This window comes from Paenibacillus jepli (genome assembly GCF_047238105.1).
Lineage (GTDB): Bacteria > Bacillota > Bacilli > Paenibacillales > Paenibacillaceae > Paenibacillus_D.
This window is the reverse complement of record NZ_JBDFMD010000001.1, coordinates 4,881,374-4,903,540: the sequence shown is the minus strand read 5'-3', so window position 1 is coordinate 4,903,540 and position 22,167 is coordinate 4,881,374. Positions and strand designations below refer to the sequence as shown.

Annotated in this window: 23 protein-coding genes, 1 pseudogene and 1 riboswitch; of the genes and pseudogenes, 2 read left to right on the top strand and 22 right to left on the bottom strand. The window is 44.5% G+C overall.

Annotated features, from left to right (window positions below; all coding sequences use genetic code 11):
• Positions 1-369: 369 nt before the first annotated feature.
• From ABC336_RS21135 to ABC336_RS21085, 11 genes and pseudogenes are all read right to left on the bottom strand, one after another.
• Positions 370-717 (bottom strand): helix-turn-helix domain-containing protein, encoded by a 348-nt coding sequence (locus tag ABC336_RS21135; RefSeq protein WP_155606625.1) that lies wholly within the window; start codon positions 715-717, stop codon positions 370-372.
• Positions 718-984: 267 nt separating this feature from the next.
• Entirely contained in the window at positions 985-1,446 is a 462-nt protein-coding gene (locus ABC336_RS21130; protein ID WP_155606626.1) for a hypothetical protein, read from the bottom strand.
• Between the two features lie 371 nt (positions 1,447-1,817).
• The gene (locus ABC336_RS21125; protein ID WP_413240516.1) at positions 1,818-2,525 is read right to left on the bottom strand and encodes a response regulator; all 708 of its coding nucleotides are present in this window, start codon (positions 2,523-2,525) and stop codon (positions 1,818-1,820) included.
• Positions 2,526-2,593: 68 nt separating this feature from the next.
• Positions 2,594-2,680, bottom strand: a riboswitch (cyclic di-GMP riboswitch).
• A 212-nt stretch (positions 2,681-2,892) separates the two neighbouring features.
• Positions 2,893-3,344, bottom strand: a pseudogene (locus ABC336_RS21120) (methyltransferase domain-containing protein); the annotation flags it as partial.
• A 32-nt stretch (positions 3,345-3,376) separates the two neighbouring features.
• On the bottom strand, positions 3,377-3,559 hold the full coding sequence (locus ABC336_RS21115) for a hypothetical protein (protein ID WP_413240515.1): 183 nt from the start codon (positions 3,557-3,559) through the stop codon (positions 3,377-3,379).
• A gap of 568 nt (positions 3,560-4,127) precedes the next feature.
• A complete protein-coding gene (merA, locus tag ABC336_RS21110) occupies positions 4,128-5,768 on the bottom strand; it encodes a mercury(II) reductase (RefSeq protein WP_413240514.1) in 1,641 nt (546 codons plus the stop codon).
• A gap of 4 nt (positions 5,769-5,772) precedes the next feature.
• A complete protein-coding gene (gene merP / locus ABC336_RS21105; protein ID WP_413240513.1) occupies positions 5,773-6,096 on the bottom strand; it encodes a mercury resistance system substrate-binding protein MerP in 324 nt (107 codons plus the stop codon).
• Between the two features lie 16 nt (positions 6,097-6,112).
• Complete coding sequence (gene merT / locus ABC336_RS21100) at positions 6,113-6,370, bottom strand: mercuric transport protein MerT (protein ID WP_413240512.1); 258 nt, start codon at positions 6,368-6,370, stop codon at positions 6,113-6,115.
• 59 nt (positions 6,371-6,429) lie between these two features.
• On the bottom strand, positions 6,430-6,681 hold the full coding sequence (locus ABC336_RS21095; protein WP_413240511.1) for a transporter: 252 nt from the start codon (positions 6,679-6,681) through the stop codon (positions 6,430-6,432).
• Positions 6,678-7,103, bottom strand: a complete 426-nt coding sequence (gene merR / locus ABC336_RS21090) for a mercury resistance transcriptional regulator MerR (RefSeq protein ID WP_155606633.1) — start codon at positions 7,101-7,103, stop codon at positions 6,678-6,680. Before merR ends, ABC336_RS21095 begins: the two co-directional genes overlap by 4 nt.
• A gap of 243 nt (positions 7,104-7,346) precedes the next feature.
• On the bottom strand, positions 7,347-8,060 hold the full coding sequence (locus tag ABC336_RS21085; RefSeq protein ID WP_413240510.1) for a cytochrome c biogenesis CcdA family protein: 714 nt from the start codon (positions 8,058-8,060) through the stop codon (positions 7,347-7,349).
• Positions 8,061-8,171: 111 nt separating this feature from the next.
• Between ABC336_RS21085 and ABC336_RS21080 the strand changes: the two genes are divergently transcribed.
• Positions 8,172-8,999, top strand: coding sequence for a C39 family peptidase (locus ABC336_RS21080; protein ID WP_413240509.1), 828 nt, complete (start codon positions 8,172-8,174; stop codon positions 8,997-8,999).
• 21 nt (positions 9,000-9,020) lie between these two features.
• Here ABC336_RS21080 and ABC336_RS21075 read toward each other — a convergent pair whose 3' ends face one another.
• The 8 genes from ABC336_RS21075 to ABC336_RS21040 form a co-directional block, all read right to left on the bottom strand.
• Complete coding sequence (locus ABC336_RS21075; RefSeq protein WP_413240508.1) at positions 9,021-9,788, bottom strand: ZIP family metal transporter; 768 nt, start codon at positions 9,786-9,788, stop codon at positions 9,021-9,023.
• 6 nt (positions 9,789-9,794) lie between these two features.
• The gene (lspA, locus tag ABC336_RS21070; RefSeq protein WP_413240507.1) at positions 9,795-10,271 is read right to left on the bottom strand and encodes a signal peptidase II; all 477 of its coding nucleotides are present in this window, start codon (positions 10,269-10,271) and stop codon (positions 9,795-9,797) included.
• 73 nt (positions 10,272-10,344) lie between these two features.
• The gene (locus ABC336_RS21065; protein WP_413240506.1) at positions 10,345-12,510 is read right to left on the bottom strand and encodes a heavy metal translocating P-type ATPase; all 2,166 of its coding nucleotides are present in this window, start codon (positions 12,508-12,510) and stop codon (positions 10,345-10,347) included.
• Positions 12,503-12,871 (bottom strand): ArsR/SmtB family transcription factor, encoded by a 369-nt coding sequence (locus ABC336_RS21060; RefSeq protein ID WP_413240505.1) that lies wholly within the window; start codon positions 12,869-12,871, stop codon positions 12,503-12,505. The genes ABC336_RS21065 and ABC336_RS21060 overlap by 8 nt, the downstream gene beginning before the upstream one ends.
• 77 nt (positions 12,872-12,948) lie before the next feature.
• Positions 12,949-14,358 (bottom strand): dihydrolipoyl dehydrogenase, encoded by a 1,410-nt coding sequence (gene lpdA, locus ABC336_RS21055; protein ID WP_413240504.1) that lies wholly within the window; start codon positions 14,356-14,358, stop codon positions 12,949-12,951.
• Positions 14,359-14,398: 40 nt separating this feature from the next.
• Positions 14,399-15,037, bottom strand: coding sequence for a CadD family cadmium resistance transporter (locus ABC336_RS21050; protein WP_413240503.1), 639 nt, complete (start codon positions 15,035-15,037; stop codon positions 14,399-14,401).
• A 150-nt stretch (positions 15,038-15,187) separates the two neighbouring features.
• Positions 15,188-15,844 carry a class I SAM-dependent methyltransferase gene (locus ABC336_RS21045; protein WP_413240502.1) on the bottom strand — a complete coding sequence of 219 codons (657 nt, stop codon included), beginning with the start codon at positions 15,842-15,844 and terminating at the stop codon, positions 15,188-15,190.
• Positions 15,845-15,936: 92 nt separating this feature from the next.
• Entirely contained in the window at positions 15,937-16,506 is a 570-nt protein-coding gene (locus ABC336_RS21040) for a class I SAM-dependent methyltransferase (protein ID WP_413240501.1), read from the bottom strand.
• Positions 16,507-17,048: 542 nt separating this feature from the next.
• Between ABC336_RS21040 and cypC the strand changes: the two genes are divergently transcribed.
• On the top strand, positions 17,049-18,308 hold the full coding sequence (cypC, locus tag ABC336_RS21035; RefSeq protein ID WP_413240500.1) for a CYP152 family fatty-acid peroxygenase CypC: 1,260 nt from the start codon (positions 17,049-17,051) through the stop codon (positions 18,306-18,308).
• 225 nt (positions 18,309-18,533) lie between these two features.
• Here cypC and ABC336_RS21030 read toward each other — a convergent pair whose 3' ends face one another.
• From ABC336_RS21030 to ABC336_RS21020, 3 genes are all read right to left on the bottom strand, one after another.
• Positions 18,534-19,142: a recombinase family protein gene (locus ABC336_RS21030; protein ID WP_413240499.1), complete on the bottom strand. Its 609-nt coding sequence runs from the start codon at positions 19,140-19,142 to the stop codon at positions 18,534-18,536.
• Between the two features lie 317 nt (positions 19,143-19,459).
• Entirely contained in the window at positions 19,460-21,790 is a 2,331-nt protein-coding gene (locus ABC336_RS21025) for a VirB4-like conjugal transfer ATPase, CD1110 family (protein ID WP_413240498.1), read from the bottom strand.
• On the bottom strand, positions 21,783-22,148 hold the full coding sequence (locus ABC336_RS21020) for a PrgI family protein (RefSeq protein WP_413240497.1): 366 nt from the start codon (positions 22,146-22,148) through the stop codon (positions 21,783-21,785). Before ABC336_RS21020 ends, ABC336_RS21025 begins: the two co-directional genes overlap by 8 nt.
• Positions 22,149-22,167 lie beyond the last annotated feature (19 nt).

Sequence of the window (22,167 nt, the reverse complement as noted above, 5' to 3'; positions counted from 1 at the left end):
CATCTGTTTATGTTGGTGCTGCCATCCAGAATAAAAAAGAGCGCCTCGCGACTCTTCCTGATAAGGAAAAGAAGCGGCGCTCGATGCCTGATTATGAGAGAACGGTATAGGAGGGACAAACAGACAATCCTGATTATACAGCTTCAGAAACGGCTCGCTCTAGCCCAAAACAAAAAAACAGGCTTTCCGAAACCGGATGGCCTGTTTGCCTCTCAACATACTGTTCCTGTCTTGTTCACGATACCATCTTATCATGAAAACCGTGCAAATGGGGTGCATAATTGGTGCATATTGGATGCATTCCCATTTTATGTTCGGTGCATGTTCGGTGCAAAAAGAGTGCAACAAAGTTATTTTGAAGAAGAATTTCTAATCGGATTCCTTATCATTCGGCTTGCGCCACTTCAACAAGTGTTCTATATGTTTGAGTAAGAAGGCCACTTCATCCTCTGGACAAAACTTTAACAATTGGATTAACTGCTCCAACGGCTGTAAGCGAGGCGATTGGTCAAATGAAAACAATTGATGCAATTCGATCCTCAAGCCATTGGCGATTTTTTGTATATTTTCCAAGGATACATTTTTTAACCCGCGTTCGATTTGTCCGATATAATTGGGATGCAGATCCGCTCTTTCAGCAAGCTGCTCCTGCGTCAACCCCAGTTTTTCCCTTAATGCCCGAATTCGTTGACCAAAAACTTCCCTTATGGATAACAATATGACCACCACCTTATGTTTTCAGCTTATAAGGTGGATTTTCACAAATGAACACACGATAAGTTCCCTATTTATAAAACTCATAGTGTCTGTTATAATGAATTCATCTACTAGCTTTTATTGGGGTCGGAAAAAAACGAACTCGAAAAGATTAGACATGCAATTACGGGGAACCTTATAATAGAGGTTAGGTTTATATCCTTGCATTTTTATTTCTGCTCACCAAAAAAAGATGCGCAATAGCATCTTTTTTCGGATACTGATCTTTTACTTTTCATCAAACGGGTCATATTCCAATAATGCTGTTCGGCTTTTAATTTTGCGGTATATTTTCTGCAAAATTCGTTTCCGATGATAGAAAAACGCGCGGCGCGATAATCCCAAGCGGTCCATGGCGGTTGAAAACGCCAGTTGATCTTGATATCGCAATTGAACGAATCGTCTTTCCTCTGGGGTGAGAGCCGAGAAAGCGAATTCGATCAATCCGATTCTGGATTTAAGAAACGGTATTTCATGCTCGGTGATTTCCAAACGATGAATGACTGTGCGAAGCAACGCGTCATTGGGTTGGCCGTAGCCATGGATCGCCACTTCATGCAACGCTTTGGTCAAGCCCGGAATATGCACAAGCTCTGTTTGCGCATATTCCAGCCGTGCTTTCCAATCCGCATAAGCCATTAACCAAGTCTCAACTTTTTCATAAGGGGTTATTTGTTCAACTAGCAACATAAGTCTCTCCCCCCGTTTCCTATCCGGCTATCCAGACATAATTCACACTCCATTTCTTTTCGACACATGTCGATCATCCTTTCATTCATCATTTTGGGGACAACCCAAACGGTGAATGAGAAAAAAGAACCACGTTGAGCTTGTCCCGTTCTTCACATGACAGACTCCACCTATCCAATGCATCATCCTTTAGTTGCTTTTGCCACAAATCCCTCCTATTCATAGTGGGTCATTTATCCTTATCCATATCCCACCTTACCCCTCATTGTACCTATTTCCGATGTCATTCGGCAGGGTGATTTATTTATCACCCTTAAACCTGTGAATCCTGTCGAAGTAGATCGTATTTCGTCACCTCAAAGAGCATCGTGCTATTTATTGTCCATAATATCCACTAGTCCAAGCCGCCTTGCCTTTTCTGCTGCTTCTTTGATCGATTTTGTACCGAGCTTTCTCCTAATATGACGAACGTGCGTCTTCATCGTATTTGGTGAAATACCCATCAATTGGATCAACTTGGGCTGGGAATGACCTAAACTGATTAATTGAAGCACTTCCCTTTCAGTCATAGTCAACTTACAACTAAGTTCCTGGCGCTTCAGCCGGATGAGTTCCTCGCGAAGTACCTTCGATGCTCTCGGATGTAAGGATGAGCTACGGTGATACGCTTCCCGAATTGCGATAACGATGTCTCGCATATCGGTTTTGCTTATAAAGTTTACCGCCCCGACTGTAAATGCCTCGACGATCGTTTCAGGATCTGTACTTGAGGCCATAGCAATAATAGGAACATCTTTTTTTGCGAGAATGTCCTTTGTAGCATCTAACCCATCACGCCCAGACGACTGTAGCGTTGCATTCACTACCACAACATCCACGTCCAACTGTAAACTAGCTCGCAATGCCTCTTCTTTGGTGGCAGAAGTGTTAATGAGATGAATATCCGTCGCTTTTTTGAGCAATCCTGCAAAGCGACTGCACCATTCTCGGTCACTATCCACTAGCACTACATTAATACAATCTTTGCTTTTCTCAGATATCATAGGCAATTCCCAATGAAAGTCTATTCTGGATATCATACTGCCCTCCTCAGTTTTCTAAATAAACAAATAACAAAAACACGACCCCATAGGCCGTGTATGGCAAATTGGGTAGCCCGGCGGTCATCACTTGAACAGTGAGAAGATCCGTGGCTTTGCGTCACTGCCTTTCGACAGTTTTGCCGTTTTCCATATTGAGTTGCCGGTCAACCGAAATCGCGATGCAGACTTAGGTGTTGATTTCATTTAGTTGACATCAAATAGAGTAATACGTTTGCTTGATGTTACTAGAGATTCTCTCTCTCTGCTACAACATCATGTTCGTTTTAATTTGTCACACAATTTGTTATGCAATTTGTTATACAATTTGTCATTCCAGCTAATGAATGGTGAGCCGATTTCCCGTCACGTCAACCGAATGGTCCTTGACCGGCAGATGCTCGATCTCTCCCAGCCGAAATTCTGTATTGGTAAATCCGCTTTTGCTCGCATTTTCGCGGGCGCGGCTGACCATTTCCGGTGTCATATCCACACCAATTACGCGGCCGGATGCGCCTACCTGACGAGAGGCAAGAAAGCAATCAAACCCGCCGCCTTTGCCCAGGTCCAGCACAACTTCTCCCGGTTGCAACCCGGCAATGGCTTGCGGATTGCCACAGCCGAGGCCAAGGTTCGCCCCATCCGGAACGGCTGTCAGTTCTTCTGATGGTAGCCCATTTTAGAGGAAACGTCTACGGGCGACTCGCAGCAAGTATTGGCTGGCGCACAACAGGACTCCGCCCCTACGCCCTGTAAGGCGATTTCCTTATACCGATTACGAACGTTTTGACGAATATGATCACTACTCACTTGATTCATGAAAGATCACTCCTTAGTTTAATTTTATAAAATCAACAGCAGCCCATAGAGCAGCAGGCCGTTGGTGTTGCACGGATGATTTGTTGTCTGCTGAAGAATCGGCCAGAATGCTTTTGCATGGCGGCTGACCATTTCCACGCTTCTCTAGCGGATCGTTCAATTTCCCTTTGGCGTTGTTTCATGAGCATTTCCACAGCAAACCAATTGAGGTTCATGTCGGTCCCATCCTTTATCGATAATGTGTTACGACTTCAAGGAGCCATCCTATAGCGATGGGCCTGCGGTGCAGTAATATGCTGTACATAGGCTGAAGCGCTTTGGCTGATCGCCTTGTCTTCGGCTGAGACAACTCCATAATGGACAAAATGAGGAAGAAAGTACATTCCGGTCAAATTCGCCGTCGCTTGGAGGGGCTGGTTAGTTCGCTGATCGTGTAATGGCTGTATCCGCCCACCCGGTACGAATGCTCCGTCCGCTAATCGATATGGCCAGAATGAGTTCCTTACCTTGCAGCGCTTTCTCTCCCGATCCATATGCCCAGCCATACTTTAGCACTTCCTTAACGGGGGCGCAGGATTTTCTTAATTACAGGCAAATCTTGAGAGGGAGGGGCAAATTTATCGAAAATTACTATACGGAGTACCGCCAACAAAACGAAAACGTACGCTAAGGATATTTATATGAGTCAACAGCCATATATGCGCAAAAACAGGCTCCCTAGGCAGCCTGTAGTTTATTGAAATCGCTCTCCTCAAACATGTGAATTACCACAGATAATATACCTTACCCAGCGCAACAGGATAATTTGGATACATCTTTATTAAACGTAAGAGCCGCCAGTTTTAATCCTTCAGCCATCGTTAAATATGGAGCTAGGCTGTCGCGTAAATCTTCAACCGTTAAACCGAATTTTACAGCAAGTGTGGCGGCGTAAATCACATCTCCTGCATTTTCGGCGACAATATGAACGCCGAGCACCTTTAACGACTTGGAATCAGCAACTAATTTAAAAACGCCTGTTGTTTCGCGATTTACAAGTGCTCTAGGCACCGAATCCAAAGGAAGAATAGAAGTCTTCACCTCATATCCTTTTGCCTTGGCTTGCTCTTCTGTAAGTCCTACTGTCGCCAACGCCGGTGAAGTGAACGTGACCCCCGGAACAGTTTCAAGGTTTACTTTTTTCTCTAACCCACCAACTGCATTATCCGCCGCGATGCGTCCTTCATAGGCAGCCACGTACACAAACTGCGGACCCATCGTCACATCGCCTGCGGCGTAAATCCTAGGATTTGAGGTTTTTAAAACATCATCGACCACGATTTCGCCTTTGGAACCAATAATGACGTTTGCGGCACGAAGATTCAGTGCTTCGGTATTTGGTTTTCTGCCGGTCGCAATAAGCAACTGTTCGGCTTCAATGACTTTCTTTTCACCGTTTACGGAAAGATGGACGTGTTTAAGGTTGCCAGTTGTTTCAACGCGGTCATACGTGGCACCCGTAATCAAATGAATCCCTTGTTCCGTTAAGGCTTTCGTCACCGCTTCGGAGATTTCAGGATCGTACTCTTTAAAGATTCGCGGACTTCTTTGTATTAACGTAACTTCAGTACCTAAGTTGTGAAACAGTTGACCTAATTCCATGGCGATATACCCTGAACCAATAACAGCAAGTGTTTTAGGTAATTGTTTAAGGTCCAGCAGTGACGTGCTTGTCAAATAATCAACGTCTGTTAATCCTGGAATATCCGGAATCGACGGTGCAGCTCCTGTCGCGAGTAAAAACCGTTTAGCAGTAAGCTTTCGCCCACCGACTACGATGGTTTTTTCATCAACGAATTTCGCTTCCCCGCGAATGAGTTCAAATCCGTACTCACCAATCAAATGTTCATACTTTTGTTCACGCATTTCGGCTACAAGCTCATTTTTTTGTTCAACCAATTGATCCAAATCAACGGCAACAGCGGAAGTATTTAGCCCCAAGAAAGGGTTGTTTTTCGCGAAGTGATTGATTTCACCGGCCCGAAGCAAGGTTTTCGATGGTACGCAGCCAATGTTCACGCAGGTTCCGCCTACGGTCCCCCGCTCGATGATCGCCACTTTTGCTCCATATTCGACCGCTTGAATCGCGGCGGAAAAAGCGGCTCCACCGGAACCAATAATCAGAAAATCATAGTCACCCTCATCGCTGAGCACTGGAACAGTATGGGAGTCGAGAACTTCCGCATCCCCGGATTGATATTCGGCCTCATTGATGGCTTTTTTCGCTGTTTCAATCTCTACGTCATCCGGAAATTCAAACGTCGCTTCTCCGCGACGAAAACTCGCTTCAATATTCGCAGCTCCAATCTGTTCAAGTGCTGTCGTAACGTGTTCTTCACAGCCGGTGCAAGTCATACCTTGAACGTTGATCCGGTATTTTTTCATTTTTTTATCCTCCCGTTACACCAAATCCATATTGGGTAACCGATGTTTGAATCTGCTTCAAATCGGTTTTCTTATCATCAAAGGCAACCGTAACTTTCCCTTTGCTTCCCATGGGTTCAATGTCGACTTTGCTAACCCCGTCTACCTTTTGAATTGAATCTTGAATGACCGAAGGCGGGCAACATTCCAACCCCATCACCGTGAACGACACGGATTGATTCGCAATAGTTGTACTTTGCCCAGCTGTTGCTGATTTTTCATTGTTCCCACATGCCGTACCCAATAGTAAAAGAGATAATAACACTATGATACCCATCGTTCTTCTCACGCAAAACACCTCTTTCTTATAGCTTTCCTGTTTCAGCCAATCCTAAATAAAGAAACGCGCCTAATACTAAAATGGTCGTCATCCATAATGTGACGACCGTACTTTTCTTTTTGCGTTTTCGTCCATAAACCAAATAAAAGGAAACACCAAGAAATACTAACGTCATAATCATTAAAAACAGCTGGTGCTTGATCGAAAAAATCGCTAGCGTTCCTGCCAAACTGGATAATCCAAGGGGAATGAGGATCAAGGGTCCCAGGCAACAGCTGGACATGAGAAAAGTTCGATAGTACCGCTCCCCAGCTAGTTAGTTTTTCTCTCAACTCATTCACCTCATTTTCGCTCTGGAACCGCGCAGCAGTCGTGTGTCGCATTGGTTTTTGCTTGTTTGTCGGTTCGTTTGAACATCATCCAAAGAGAGATCACAAATAAAACGGCCAAAATAACGCTAGCTGCGGTTTGATAGGCAGCAAAATAGGCACCAAGCGTTGTACCGGCAAGTAGAGGAACAATCAAAATGAGATGACAAGGACACGAAAGCAGAGCTAAAAAGCCCCATCCCCATTTTTTTGTATGTTCTTTCATTTGATGTCCTCCTTTTCTTTTGGATCATCGTCAATCAACGCTTCGATGATGGGGCATTCATGTATCGCTTTTTCATCGGGGCAGCGGTCTTTTAAATCGTTTAGCATCGTTTCGATTCGTTGAAGATCTCTAATTTTTAACCGAACATCTTCAAGCTTTTGCACAACAAAATCATTCATATCCGCACATCTCACATCGTCTTTATCCACGACACCAAGCAATTTATCGATTTCGGACAATGTAAAGCCAAGCTCCTGTATGCGTTTAATAAACAGGATTCGGTTGATCGTTTCTTCCGGATAAAGCCTGTAGCCTGCATCCGATCTCACGGGTTCAGGAATTAAACCTTTCCGTTCGTAATATCGCAGCGTTTCTTTGTTAACGTTACTTAGTTTGGAAATATCTCCTGAACGAAACTTCATCTTGTCTCACCCCGTAATAAACTATAAACCCTGTACTATAGTACACAGTCAAGGATTATTTATGTAGAATCGTGTGTATTTTAGCATTATTTCCTTATGCCATTATGTGAACGAGCATAGCCTTCACTTGAGGCAGTTCACCCCGTATATGGCCCCGGTGGTAATATTCTCCGTTTGTGACCGTTCAACTACGGTTTAACGGCTTTGAAAATCACCTCTCGTGCTGTCATCTTCCCATTTCCCCTAAAATCCGGTGAACCCTCCATACAATCGAATTAGCCATATCGTTATCTGCGTCATCTGGTCGGTATACAACAAAATCCCAACCACCACCATTAAACCTCCGCCAATTTTCATCATTTTATTGGAGTATTTCATGATCCATTTCATTTTTCCGATAAAAAACGCCATGATGAAAAAGGGAAGGCCAAATCCTAGTGTATACGCCAAAACATACAATATTGCTTGGTCAGGATTTGTGATGCCCAGAGCAACAATCGCAGATAAGATAGGGCCCACGCAAGGCGTCCATCCGGCCGCATACGTAATACCCACCAATGTCGAACCGACATAGCCGGAGGGTCTCGTCTTCCATGCGAACCGTTTTTCTCGCATAAGTAATTGAGGTTTGAACACCTCGAGCATAACAAGTCCCATTATGACAATCAAAATCGCACCCAATTGACGGATTAGTGTACGATTGTTAGCAAACACATCCCCTAATAGGCTGGCCGATAATCCTAGAGCAACAAAAATAATGGAAAATCCGAGGATAAAAAACAACGTATGCAGCAAGGCTTTACGTTGAAAGAGACTTTGCCGTTCGTTTAAATCTTTGGTAGAGATACCCGTAATATACGAGATATAGGACGGGTACAAGGGAAGACAGCAAGGAGAAATAAAAGATAAAAAACCGGCCCCAAACGCCAACCAAATCGTAATATTTTCAGGGTTCAAAAACCATACCTCCTTATCACATGAAACTAAAGATTTTAATCTTTCTAGTAAACATGCTACGATAGGCAAAACATACCCTAGTTTCAAACAGACTAGAATAGAGGGAATGCCATGCGTAGGACAATGATCCTGTTATCGAAATCTTTACAAATATCATTTGTTTACTCGATCATCGGCGCGCTTATCATCATAAATGTGATAATAGGCAGCCTTTTGTACGAAAAGGTGACAGGGAAGCCGCTTTTGGCTTGGCGTTCACCTCAGTCGGAACCGTTATTGTTGCCTGAACAAAAATCAATCCCAATGCAAGGTGTCTCACCATTACCCCAAGTAAACACTGTAAAGCTCGATGCGCCTTTGATTAAACAATTGCCAGAGTTGTATAACGGGTGTGAGATCACCAGTTTAGCCATGTTGCTCCAGTTTCATGGCATCGATAAGAATAAAATGGAGCTTGTCGGCGAAATGAAAAAAGATCCAACCCCAATGAAAACAGATGCGAATGGCAACATTACTTATTGGGGAGACCCGAATCTCGGTTTTGTCGGGGATGTCACCGGCAATCAAAAAGGATATAGCATCTATCACTCGGCTTTATTGCACGTGTTAAAAAACTATATTCCAACCGCTGTCGATTTAACCAATCAGTCGTTTGACACACTTGAACAACAAATGGCGCAAGGAGTACCTGTTATTGCATGGACAACCATAGCATATGTAGAACCCTCACAATGGGTCATCTGGGATTCGCCTACCGGACCGGTTCGTGCCACGTTCTCTGTACATAGCGTACTTTTGGTTGGATATGACGAGCAGTACGTCTACGTCAATGATCCCTTATCCGGCGTGAAAGGGCAGAAGGTGGATAAGCAGCAGTTTATCAGGAGTTGGGAAGCGCTTGGAAAACAAGCCCTATCCTATACGCCGCCCAATAAGTAAAAAAAGTAGCATCGTCATGGTTTAATGCAAAGATGGAGCCAACCAGTTAGTTCCCCATTGAAGCAGAAAATATAACAGGATACCGATAAAGAAAAACAGCATCGCGCGGCGATCCCCGGATGCATTCACCACAGGAAGTAAATCGGTGGCGGCAACATACAAAAACACCCCTGCCGAGAAAGCAATCGCAACGGCAACCGTTTGTTCCCCAGGCAAATAAAAGTCGGCGAGCATAAATGCCGTCAGCGCACCTGCCAATGTAGAGATTCCTAATAAAAGTGCGGCGCCCATTGCCTTTGTCCTGCTTTTGGAAAGAATAAAAATAATGGATGAAATCGTAAGTCCATCCGGTATTTTGTGAAGAATCACGGCAATAAAGACCGTAATGCCCAAACGAAAATCGACCTCAAAACTGGCTGTGATCGACAACCCGTCAAAAAAAGTATGGATGATCATACCAGCCATAGCACCGATTGCGGTACTTTTTTCGTGCTGTGAGGCATGCGTTTCCTCGCCGAAATGAAAATGACCGGCGACATATTGCTGGAAAAAGTAAATCGCCAGTAAACCGATCAGGATGAAAATAGGGCTTGAGGAATCATGCTCCAAAGACTCCGGAATAAAATCTAAAATGGCAATAGAGATCAAAAGTCCTGCGCTTAAAGCCATCAAAGCATTCAGACCGCTACGCGACCAATGACGTTTTAACACAAAAGCGAGGCCGCCGATCACATTGGCGGCCGCCGCCAGAAATACATAAACCAAACTGCCCCAATTCAGCACAACCACCCCGATCTACTCCGGCAAGCTCTGACTCGATGCCTTATCCGCTCTGGATGCCCGGAGCGTGTCAATCATGACCATAATGACCCCTGTCGTGATGAACACATCCGCCATATTAAATACCGGAAAATTGAAAAATGTGAATTCAAGCATGTCCACGACTTCGCCATGCAGAGCGCGATCTACAAAATTACCAAGTGCTCCTCCAAAGATCAGCACTAATGCGTAAGCGAGGAATTTTTGTCCGCGGTAAATTTTACGCAAGTAAATGATAATACCAACAAGCACGATGGCAGTCACCAAAATAAAAAACAGCCGCTGGTTTTGCAAGATCCCAAATGCGGCCCCCCGATTTCGAATGGATGTCAGTTGGATAAAGCCCGGAATAAGCGGTATCTTTTGACCGATATCCATATACGTCGCAACACTCCATTTGATCAATTGATCAACGGCAAAGGCGATAAAGGCTACAACATAGTAACGAAGCACAACACACTTCCTTTCAAAGGATAGAGTCAGGGATATTCACCCCTAACTCAACCTGAATATTTTGTTTTATGCCTTATTCCTTAACTCTCATCAGTCGCAAACCGTTTAATGCAACCAGGAGCGTTGCTCCCATATCGGAAAGGATAGCAATCCAAAGCGTTAACCAACCCGGGATGACCAATAATAAGGCAATAAATTTAATAGCTATTGCAAAGGTAATGTTAGCCTTAATTATATTTAGAGCTTTACGGCTTAATTTAATAGTGAATGGAAGTTTTCTTAAATCATCTCCCATTAGAGCAACATCAGCCGTTTCTAATGCTGTATCCGTACCAGCCCCACCCATTGCTATTCCAACAGTAGAAGCTGCCAACGCAGGGGCATCATTGACTCCATCACCAACCATTGCTACCTTACCGTACTCGGATCTTAATTGTTTAATATAGTCTAATTTGTCCTGTGGCATCAGTTCTGCCTGAATATCCGATACTCCAACATGCCCGCCTATCGCATTCGCAGTACCTTTGTTATCACCCGTAAGCATAACGGTTTTTTTGATGCCAAGTTGATGCAGCTTTTGAATGACTTCCTTACTTGTTTCACGTACTTCATCAGCTACTGCAATAACAGCAAGCATTTCTTTTTCAGTTCCAACTACCATCGCTGTTTTACCTTGGTTTTGAAGAGTCGTTACATTTTGCTCTAGTTTTTCATTGAAACCAGAAGCTAATAATTCCTTAAAGAGTTTTGGACTTCCGATATAATAGGCCGTTCCGTTTACAATACCTTTAATTCCTTTACCTGTAATAGAAGAAAAGTCCTCAACCATTACGTCAGAATAAGATATATTCTCCTGCTCAGCTTTTTTCATGATGGCTGAAGCAAGAGGATGTTGGGAACGGTATTCCAATGCAGTGATAATGGACAACAGTTCTTTGTCGTTCGTCTTATTGTTCAACACGTTGAAATCAGTTACAACTGGGACTCCTTTTGTTAATGTACCTGTTTTATCGAATGCGATGGCCTTTAAGGCACCCATTTCTTCTAAATAAACCCCGCCTTTTATAAGGACACCTTTTTTCGCTGCATTCCCAATTGCTGAAACAATCGAAATCGGAGTGGAAATAACCAATGCACAAGGGCAACCAACAACTAGAACCGCTAAACCTTGATAAATCCATGTCTCCCAACTTCCATCAAAGAAAAGTGGAGGAACAACTGCGACTAAAGCCGCAATGATCATGATGATTGGCGTATAATATTTTGCGAATTTCTCAACAAATGCTTGAGATGGAGCACGTTCACCCTGTGCTTCCTCTACAAGATGAATAATTTTAGATATCGTTGTATCTTCTACCAGCTTAGTTATTTTTACCTCAAGTAATCCTTCTTCATTTAGAGTACCTGCAAATACGTCATCATCAACCGTTTTCTCAACAGGGACTGACTCACCTGTAATGGCTGCCTGATTGACTGCAGAGTAGCCACTTACAACCACACCATCCATAGCAATCTTTTGACCAGGTTTGACAATCATGATATCTCCAACCGCGATATCATCGACATGGACCATCATTTCTTGTCCATTCCGTCTAACGAGGGCTTCCTTTGGAGCGATGTCCATTAATGAACGAATCGATTGTCTTGCTTTATCCATAGAGAATCGTTCTAGAGCTTCACTGATTGCAAAGAGTATGACAACAAGGGAAACTTCAGCCCATTCTCCTATAATGCCACCACCTATAACAGCTACTGTCATAAGGGTTTTCATGTCAAAGTCAAAATGAATCAAGTTTTGTAAACCGATTTTAAAGAGTGATAATCCACCGATTAACATAGATGCTACAAATAATAATGTAGTAACAATGTTCTCATCCCCATTAACAGATGATGAAAGGTAACCAAAGACAAGAAATAAGGCTGAATAGAGTAAAGTGCTGTGCTTTTTATAGAACGGAACTTTTTCTTCCTTTTTCACCTCTTTAATTTCTTGATTAGCTACTCGTACAGGTTTTTCCGGAGCCACTTTAAGATTTTCAAAAGCTCCTGCCTTTTCAAGTTCCTCAATTGTTGCTTCACCATAAACGGAAATTTTAGATGCTCCAAAATTCACTTTGGCATCTTGAACCCCTGGAAGTTCCATAACATTTTTCTCAAATTTCCCTGCACAATTCGCGCATGTGAATCCTTCGACGCGGTATACGTTTTTGTCATCCAATGGTTCAGCCACTTTACTCAACGCCAACAACCTCCTTTTGATGATCAATGGCAAGCATTATCATTTGTTTAAGCTGCTCATCTTCCAGTGAATAAAAAACAAGTTTACCTTCTTTGCGATACTGTGCAATCCCCATGTTCCGCAGCAACCGTAAATGATGGGAAGCCGTCGCCATCGTGGAGCCGATAATATTGGCCACATCACAGACGCATAACTCGTCCTCATCGCACAGGGCATAAGCAACCTTTAGCCGCGTATAGTCTGCAAGCACTTTAAAGATTTGCGCCATATCCTGAAGATCATTTTTGCTTATTTTTCCCCGGACTCGATTGACCTTATCCTCGTCATAACAAAAGATCTCGCATGTATCTTGGTTCTTCATTCCCCATCACCTCAATCTAATATTCATTTGATTATTATATTATGCTTGCGCCAATGTTTTGTCAAAGGAAAACATAACTAAATATGAATGGGATAGCCAAGGGCAACTTCTGCCGCTTCAGCCGACAACTCTCCAAGTGTAGGATGCGCATGAATCGTGAGGGCTAGATCTTCCATGGTCGTCCCCATTTCAATCGCCAGGGCAATTTCCGGAATCAAATCAGACGCGTTTGTGCCGACGATTTGCCCGCCAAGGATCAAACCTGTTTTCTTATCGCCTACCAGCTTAACGAATCCCTCGGACGCACTCAAAGAGAGAGCACGTGCATTTGCCGCAAACGGAAACTTGCCAACCATGATGTCATATCCCTTCTCTTTGGCATCAGGTTCGCTAAGTCCTACGGAAGCAATTTCTGGATCGGAAAACACGACCGCAGGTATCACTTTATAGTCGAAGGCACTTGGTTGGCCAGCTATGGCTTCAGCAACTACTTTTCCTTCGTATGAAGCTTTATGCGCCAGTGCAGGGCCAGCGATAATATCGCCAATCGCATAAATATGAGGAATAGACGTTCGCCCTTGTTGATCGACTTCGACCAGTCCCCGCTCTCCAATTTTTACCCCAATCCGGTCCAGACCGAGTTCGCCATCAGTATTGGGTCGGCGTCCTACTGTCACAAGAACATAATCGGCTGTCACTTGTTGTTCGGTCTGATCTACCGTAAAGGTAACCGTGATTTCATCAGCCGACTGTTGGGCGGATTGAGCCATGGCGTTCGTGTATACCGTTACGCCAAGGGAATCCAGATTTTTTTTGACAATCCGGGTAATTTCACTCTCGAATCCAGGCAGAATCGACGGTGAACCTTCCAAAATGGTTACTTTCGTGCCGAACTTCGCGTACATTTGGCCAAGCTCAATACCGATATAGCCACCGCCGATGACGACCATCCGCTCAGGGATTTCGGTAAGGGTGAGTGCTTCCGTGGAGGACAAAATTCGATTCCCATACGGGAATGCTTTTAATTCAATTGGGCGCGATCCGACAGCAACGATACAATCGTCAAATTGGTATCGGAGCGATTCTTGTTCATTATAGAGACGGGCTTCCCGATCGTTTATGAACAGCGCCTCTCCTTTGAAGACCGAGATTTCATGCTTTTTGAGTAAGGATTGAATACCCGTTTTGAGGCGATTCACCACTTTCGTTTGTTTCCACTGTTGAATCTGTGAAAAATCAATATCAACGCCTTTCGCTTTTAACCCGGATATGCCGCTTTCCAGCATTTGTTCATAACGATGCGCCGCTGATATCAGCGCTTTGGACGGCACGCAGCCGCAATTGAGACATACACCTCCAAGTTCCGATTTTTCCACCAGCAACACTTTCTTGCCGAGCTGCGCGGCTCGTATAGCTGCAACATAACCCCCAGAACCACCGCCGATTACCAACAACTGAGTGTGCATGCTTGCGTCACCTACTACCATTGTGTTTCCCTCCAGTTCATCATTTCGATTTTCATGAACGTTATCCAAAAAGCCTTATGAGATATGCAAATGAATCACCATGCAGCATGATCGAAATACCTAATGCGATAAATACCAGTGGAACAATGACACTTCCATACTTTTGCAAAATCCTGAGAATGGCCGGGAAGCTTGCCAGCCGGTATGCAAGGAAACACCATACGGCGACCATCACAAGGAATACAATCGTGATGTATAAAAGTGACGCGTTCCCTTGGGTCGTAAAATATGGAATGTATATACCCAGATTATCACCACCGTTGGCAAAGGTAATCGCAGCGACCTTACCAGTTAGTGGTCCAAACAAACGATTGTTTGATGGTTGCGACTTTAGATTGCCCAATTTCTCAAGCGCTTCTTCTGCCTCATCTTCTTCCTCCTTTTTGAGGAACATTCGGATACCAAGATAAATGGGTATCAACCCAAGAAAACCAGCCCATTCGGGCGGCAAAAATGTAAATCCGAAAGCCCCTAATAGGCTCAATACAACGAGCAACCCAAACCCAAGATATTGTCCTAGAACAACTTGTGCGTGCCGCGCTTTCTCAATCTGTGCGAAAAAGATCATCAGTACAAAAATGTCGTCAATGTTGGTCACGATGAACGTGCCAATAGCGGAAAGAATTAATGTGAGTGACATGGTAATGACTCCATCCATTGGTATATTTCTTTAGCCTTCATGTTCTTATATCCAAATAATTATTTGATTATACATTACAATTTAACAAATGTTAACTCTGTACAGCTATTGGGGCAGTAGCAGCGAAGCTAACTTCACCGCATTGCTGTTTTATTTCTTCGCTTTGTATAAAGAAAGGGTTCCGTATACTGTCATGAACTTATCCGTCTCTTTAGATTTAGTAAAACCGGCCTTATCGATAATTTGCGGTATCAGGCCATTTACATTATCTGCTGTCGTTTTAAAACCATCGAGGATTTGGATTGAAAGGAACGCAATGCGCATGAGCCGATTTTGCGACTTTCCCCAATCCGCTATGTGAAGTTCACCTTGTGGTTTAAGTACACGAAAAATTTCTTTAAGTGTTCGGAGTTTATTTTCTAAAGTCAAATGATGAAACATTAGACTCGTGACAACACGATCAAATGAGTGGTCAGGGTAGGGGAGTTCAAACGACGTTCCTTGATTAAATATGATGTCCATTCCCATATCCACTGCTTTTTTCTTTGCAATTTGGAGAACATTCGGATCAATATCGAGTCCGGTTACTTCTGCTTTCGGGTAAGCTTGTTTTAAAAGAAGGGTTAATGTACCGGTCCCGCATCCTAGATCAAGCACTCGCTGCCCCGAATCAACTTGAATTTGTCTAATTAATTTGTTCTTGAAGGTAGACTCCCTCATAGTCCAGCGAAGTATTGGATCATACAATGATGTTAGCCAGTGAAATCTTAGAGCTGGAATAAAATCTCTATGGTCTTGTTTACGCATCGTTCACCCTCAATCCGGCCATGTTGCCAGTAATTTAAGCTTCAATTTTACGAAGTATGATTTTCCGATACATACCGTTAAATAAGGCAGACTCATCTTCCTCCACTCGAATATGGCTTGCTTTCGTATGGTTTTACGACTTGTTCAAAATGACGGCCAATGTCCGTCCCCATCATTGCTACGAAGGGACGAAGGAATTTCTTAATTACGGGCAATTCCTGCGAGGGAGGGGCAAATTTATCGAAAATGACTATACGTCCCCCAGATCCAGTAACCCGCATCATTTCTTGAAAACACTGATCCGGATCGGGTACGACAGATAGGATCAGATTCGCAATGACCATATCGAACGATTCCGGAGAAAAGGTCAAATCTTGCGCATCCATTTCTGTGAACGTAAAGTTTGGTGCATCATATGTATTTCTTGCTTTATTAAGCATTTCGGATGACAAGTCGATTGCAGTAACAGAAATATCTTTGCCCATAATGAACTGCAAGTCTGCTCCCGTACCTACGCCCACAAAAAGAATTTTGCTTCTCGGCTTAATGTCGAGGTTCTCAAAAATCTTTTTCCGGGCGTTTAAAAAAGGGCCAGAATTAAAGAAATAATCATAAAAGGGAGCCCATAATCGATAAATCACTTTGTTCCAAGAGTTATTCATAGTCGATTATTACCTTGACTTGGTCTTTGAACATTTCGTCCATCAAGTACATTTTGTACCTTTCGGACCTTAGGCTCTTTATAACAGTAAATTTCGCATGAGTCCTTCTCTTTCCCATTCATATCTTCACCTCTTCAATCAAATGTTAATTTGATTATTATAATACACCGAATTCCTCGTATATTCAAGTACATATTTGATTATTCCTCGGCTTGAGAAAAAATATTCATTTCGAAAATATTTTTGGCCCCCGAATATTGGGGTAGTACTAGCGAAGCTGTCACCACCAGCAAAGTAGACAGTTATATATGTAAATTAATTTTACTACGGTGTCTCCCAGGTGGAACCGAAGTTCTTTACATTGGCGGCCACCGCCAGAAATGCATAAAACAAACTGCCCCAATTCAGCACAACCATTCCGATCTACTCCGACAAGCTCTGACTCGATGCCTTATCCGATCTGGATGCCCGGAGCGTGAATAAACAAAGAATATTTTACAAAGAATAAGAATCATTACTCATGAACAATGGAGATGGATGATATGTCAAATACAAATCAAATGCCTCGTGAACAAGGAATAGACCATAGCTTGAGTCTTATGAGAGAAGGATATTTGTACATTTTGAACAGACGTCACAGTTTTAATTCTGATGTATTCGAGACCCGAGTGCTTGGAAAGAAAGTAATCTGCATGGGAGGAAAGGAAGCTGCGGAAGTTTTTTATGACACTGAGAAATTCAAAAGGAAAGATGCAGCACCAAACCGGGTGGTACAAACATTGTTTGGCAAAAATGGTGTTCAGGCTTTAGATGGAGAGGCCCATAAGCACCGTAAGGAAATGTTTATGTCGATCATGTCTCGTGACGGACTTGAAAAACTGACTGATATTACAAAAAAACAGTGGGAGCTGGCAGTGGAAAAATGGGAACTGATGGATAAAGTTATTCTTTATGAAGAAGTGCAGGAAATTATGTGCCGGACAGCCTGCCAGTGGGCTGGTGTACCGGTACGAGAAGACGAAGTGAAGAAGCTGACAAACGATTTGGAAGCGATGTTCGAGTCGGCAGCTGCTATCGGTCCAGCTCATTGGATAGGGAGACATGCGCGGAATCAGGTAGAAAAGTGGATCGAAGAACTCATTAATGAGGTTCGTAACGGGAAAGTGACCCCCCCTGAAAATACTGCGTTACATAGGTTTGCCTGGCATCGCGATCTAGAAGGGAACCTTTTGGATACAGAGACCGCTGCTGTGGAAGTGATCAATATTTTGAGACCGATTGTAGCTATCGCTATATTTATAAATTTCACAGCACTGGCAACACATCATTATCCAGAAGAAAGGAAGAAACTTGAATCCGGCAATGAAAAATATGCTCAGATGTTTATACAGGAAGTCCGCCGCTTTTACCCGTTTTTTCCGTTTGTCGCGGCGCTGGTAAAAAAAGAATTTACCTGGAACAACTATAAATTTGAAGAAGGCACATTAACTTTTCTAGATCTTTATGGTACCAATCATGACCCTAAAATATGGGACAATCCTGAGGTATTCAATCCGGTTCGGTTTGCCGAATGGGACGGAAGCCCCTTCGGCTTCATTCCGCAAGGTGGTGGCGATTACTTTATGGGACATCGCTGTGCTGGTGAGTGGGTCACCATTGAAGTCATGAAAGTGAGTCTCGATTATTTAGTGAATCAAATGAATTATGAAGTTCCTGACCAGGATTTAAGTTTCAGTATGGTCAGCATACCAAGCATTCCCCATAGTAAAGTAGTGATCAAAAATGTTAAGCGAAGGACTTAATTTGAAGAAAAGAAAAACAGGTACAACCTAAAATCTATCACACAGAGTTGAAATAAAATATCTGGTCAACAAAAAATAGCCGTTACACCTCTTAGCGTGGTGAAATCGGCTACTTTTGCCTCTAGCCCCGTCTTTACGTATTTTTGGAAATGCTGGCGAACCTCTTTAATAACATTTACTTTGCGGATGGTATCAGCTACGCTGGTACTACCCTTGTTTAGAATGTTACAATTGTGAAGCCTCATATTCCTTTACGCGACGATAGAAGGTGGGCTTCTTCATACTGGCCTGACGCATGGCCTCAGTAGCCTTGATATGGCCGGATTTCCATTCCCGATAGATCTGGATAAACTTATCATCGATCTCCTGCTTGGGCCTGCCGAACGTCACACCATCCGCCCGGGCAACCTCGATCCCTTCCGCCTGCCGCTGCCGGTTCTTCTTCCGTTCCTGTTCGGCCACATACGCCAGCAGACTTAAAAACTGATCCTCCATTACCTTGCCGAAATCGCCCATCGTTTTAAACTTTCGGGAATCGAATAACGTTTCGTTATCCAGGCATACGATGTCTGCTCCGATCTCCCGCGTAATATACTTCCATTCTCTAATGATCCCATCGTAGTCCCGGCCCAGCCGGTCCAGCGCATCAATATAAACCAAGTCGCCCTCCCGGATCATCAGACTCATCGCCTGAAAGCGTGGGCGGTCGAAGTCCTTGCCGCTCTGCTTATCGACAAAAATAAACCGATCTTCGATGCCCAGCTCCCGGAACTTGACGAGCTGCCGTTCCGGATTTTGATCTTTAGCCGACACACGGCCATATCCCAGCTTCATGTGTGCTTTCTCCCCATATTAGTCTCAAAATATACATTTATGAAACGTCTCTAAAGTTAATTTAGGATATTTTGAAACGTAAATACAGGCATTTTTCCAGCGTATCAAAAAGCATGCATTTTGAAATGATGAATTGGATAAACTGCCCATTAATGTTTTGTAAAGAAGTGACAGAAACTATGGAATGCGAATACTCGGCAGAACATTGTAAGTTTCCTAACAGCCAAGATTTACTGGTGAAGAGTCCATGAGAGATGTATATTAGTGCTTAAGCGGCTGATCCTGTTTGCGACCAGCCGCCTACTGCTGTTTATCCATTACTCTCCGGGCTTCGTTGTCATTAGGCCATACAGTTTCGTGTGCCGCGGGAACTTGTCGGTAAACGGTACGAGGGAACTGCCGACCTTCATCAGACCATTCCCGGCGTCAACATTCGTAATGTAGGACAGTTGCAGGTCCGAAATGTTGAGCAACTCGGCAAGCTCCGTCCGGTCGGTGCTGGCCTGATTCAGCATGACGATGAATTCACTGTTTGCAAGCATGGTACGGGCTGTATGACTTTGCAGCAGATCGTCCACATTTTGCGTAATCCCTGTGCAAAAAGCGCCATACTTTCGGACACGTTTCCAGAGCGTGAACAGAAAGTTGGCGCTGTATTCGTGCTGGAACAGAAGGTAGATTTCATCAATAAAGATAAACGTATTCTTGCCTCTAGCGCGATTTTGCGTAATCCGATTCAAGATGTTGTCGAGTACGACCAGCATGCCGATGGGAAGAAGCTGCTTGCCCAAGTCGAGAATATCGTAGCAAATGAGCCGATTGTGGACGTTGACGTTGGTCGATTGGGCGAACGTATTCAGACTGCCGGAAGTAAATAATTCAATGGCCAGCGCGATGTCCTGCGCCTCCGGTTCTGCTTGCTTGAGCAGTTCCGCGCGAAAATCCTGCAATGTCGGCGGTTGTCCCTTATAGTTGCTCCGCAAATACTTGCGGTACACAGCGGCGGTACAGCGATCGATGAGCGACTTCTCCTTGGCTCCAAGCTGATGTCCTCCGATCAACTGCTCGCACAACGACAGGACGAATTCCGACTTAAGAATGATCGGATTGGCTCCGTCGCCATAATCCCGGTTCATATCCATCGCATTGATATGATTCGACGAAGTAGCAGATATGTGAATCGTCTCGCCACCCAGCGCATTTACCAGAGCGGAATACTCCCGCTCCGGGTCAATCAGGATAATGTCGTCATCGCTCGCCAATATCTGGTTGACGATTTCCCGTTTCGCGGCGAAGCTTTTACCGGAACCGGATACGCCGAGGATAAAACTGTTTCCGTTTAGCAACTGCTTACGGTTTGCAATAATCATGTTTTTGCTGATCACATTTTGCCCGTAATAACTGCCTCCCGGATGGATGATCTCCTGTGCCCGAAATGGAATAAAGACAGCCGTACTTTCGGTCGTGAGTGTCCGCAAAGCATGAACCTTTCGCAATCCATACGGTAGCACCGTATTCAGACCGTCCATTTGCTGATAGGAGAGCGTGGAAAACTGACACAAATGCTTGCGGGCCGTAGTAAGCAATGTCTCCGTATCGCTATCGAGTTGTTCCTTGCTGTCCGCGACATGTACCATCGTAAGTAGTCCGAACATCATCCGCTGGTCGCGGGTGGTCAGGTCGCTAAGAAATTCCTTGCTCTCTTTGCGCTGCTGCTCCATGTCGTAAGGGACGACAGCAGAAAAGTTGTTGTTGCGATTTTGCCGTCGCTGCCAGTTCGTAATGTTTGTCTCCACACCGAGCAGGCGGTTTTCCACCTCACGGACAGCTTCGTCAGTCGGGATCGGGATGACATCGAGCGACAGCAGCAAGTTGCGGTTCATGTCGCACAGTTCGGCTATCATGCTGTCCTTGATGTAGCTTGCGTAATCGCGCAGAAAGATGACCCGACCGTAGTAGTCGCCCATCCGAAAATGATCTTTTGCAAACTCGAAGGTGTCCGGGCAAATGTAATCTTTGAAGTCGTGCCCTTTGCGCATCATCTCCTGCATGTCAAAGCGAAAATCGGCTTCCTCGCCAATCCGAAAGAAGTCATGCAGAATGCCTAGGCGGTCAGTCGCATCAAGCTCGGTACATTTCGAGCCGAGACGAGAGAAATGTGCCGTCAACTCCGTGCCGACCCTCGCGAAGTAATGGCGGGCTTCATCCACGTTCTTTTTTACGACGGAAATCGTGATGTATTTCTCTTGAATCGTCCCGTTGGTGTTGCCGCCAGTCGCTTTGCCAAGCAACATGTCGTTGTACTCCTGCCGATACGCATCCAGCTCGTCGTGCTGGAGCGGAATAAGAACGGAACGTTCCACATCTGCCTGATTAAGCCGCCGATTGTGAATCGTAATCTTCGTCGTCGCGCCGCTGTCAAACGAATTGAGCAGTTCGGAGTAGGAGAGGAACATCGTCTCCTTGTCCTCTCGCGATGCGACAGCGTAGTTGATGTCCGCGAAACGGAATGACTTCGAGAATTTGTTGCCGACAGCAAAAATCCCGTCCGGCCAGATGGCGCGGATCGGGATCGCTTGTTGTACGCTTTTGGGAATGACAGACCGTTCCTTGTCCTGCTTCATGGTGCGCCTGAGCGTCTTAATCATTACGCTTCATCCTTTCTTGCTCGCGCTTGTGCAGGCTTCCTTTCAGCGCTTCGTAGTACATGTTGGTCGAGCGGAAAACGAGCCGTTTTGGCATCAGGAACTCCGACTTCACATACGCCCACAATAGTTGCTCCGCCGTCATACCGTGATAGCGGATAAATCCGAGCGCCGCGCAGGGAACTGCTCCCAATATGCACATCCAACTGAGCGTTTCCAGCCCGAAGTGACTGCGCAATCCGAAGTACAGCCCAATCGCCGCAGCGACCGCCAGAACAGAAAAAAAGAACTGCCGCAAGGACAGTCCGAAGAACAAGCTTTCCGTATAGTCCCGGATTTCCCGGTTGATTTTCACTTCCACTTTTATCCCTCCCGGATGA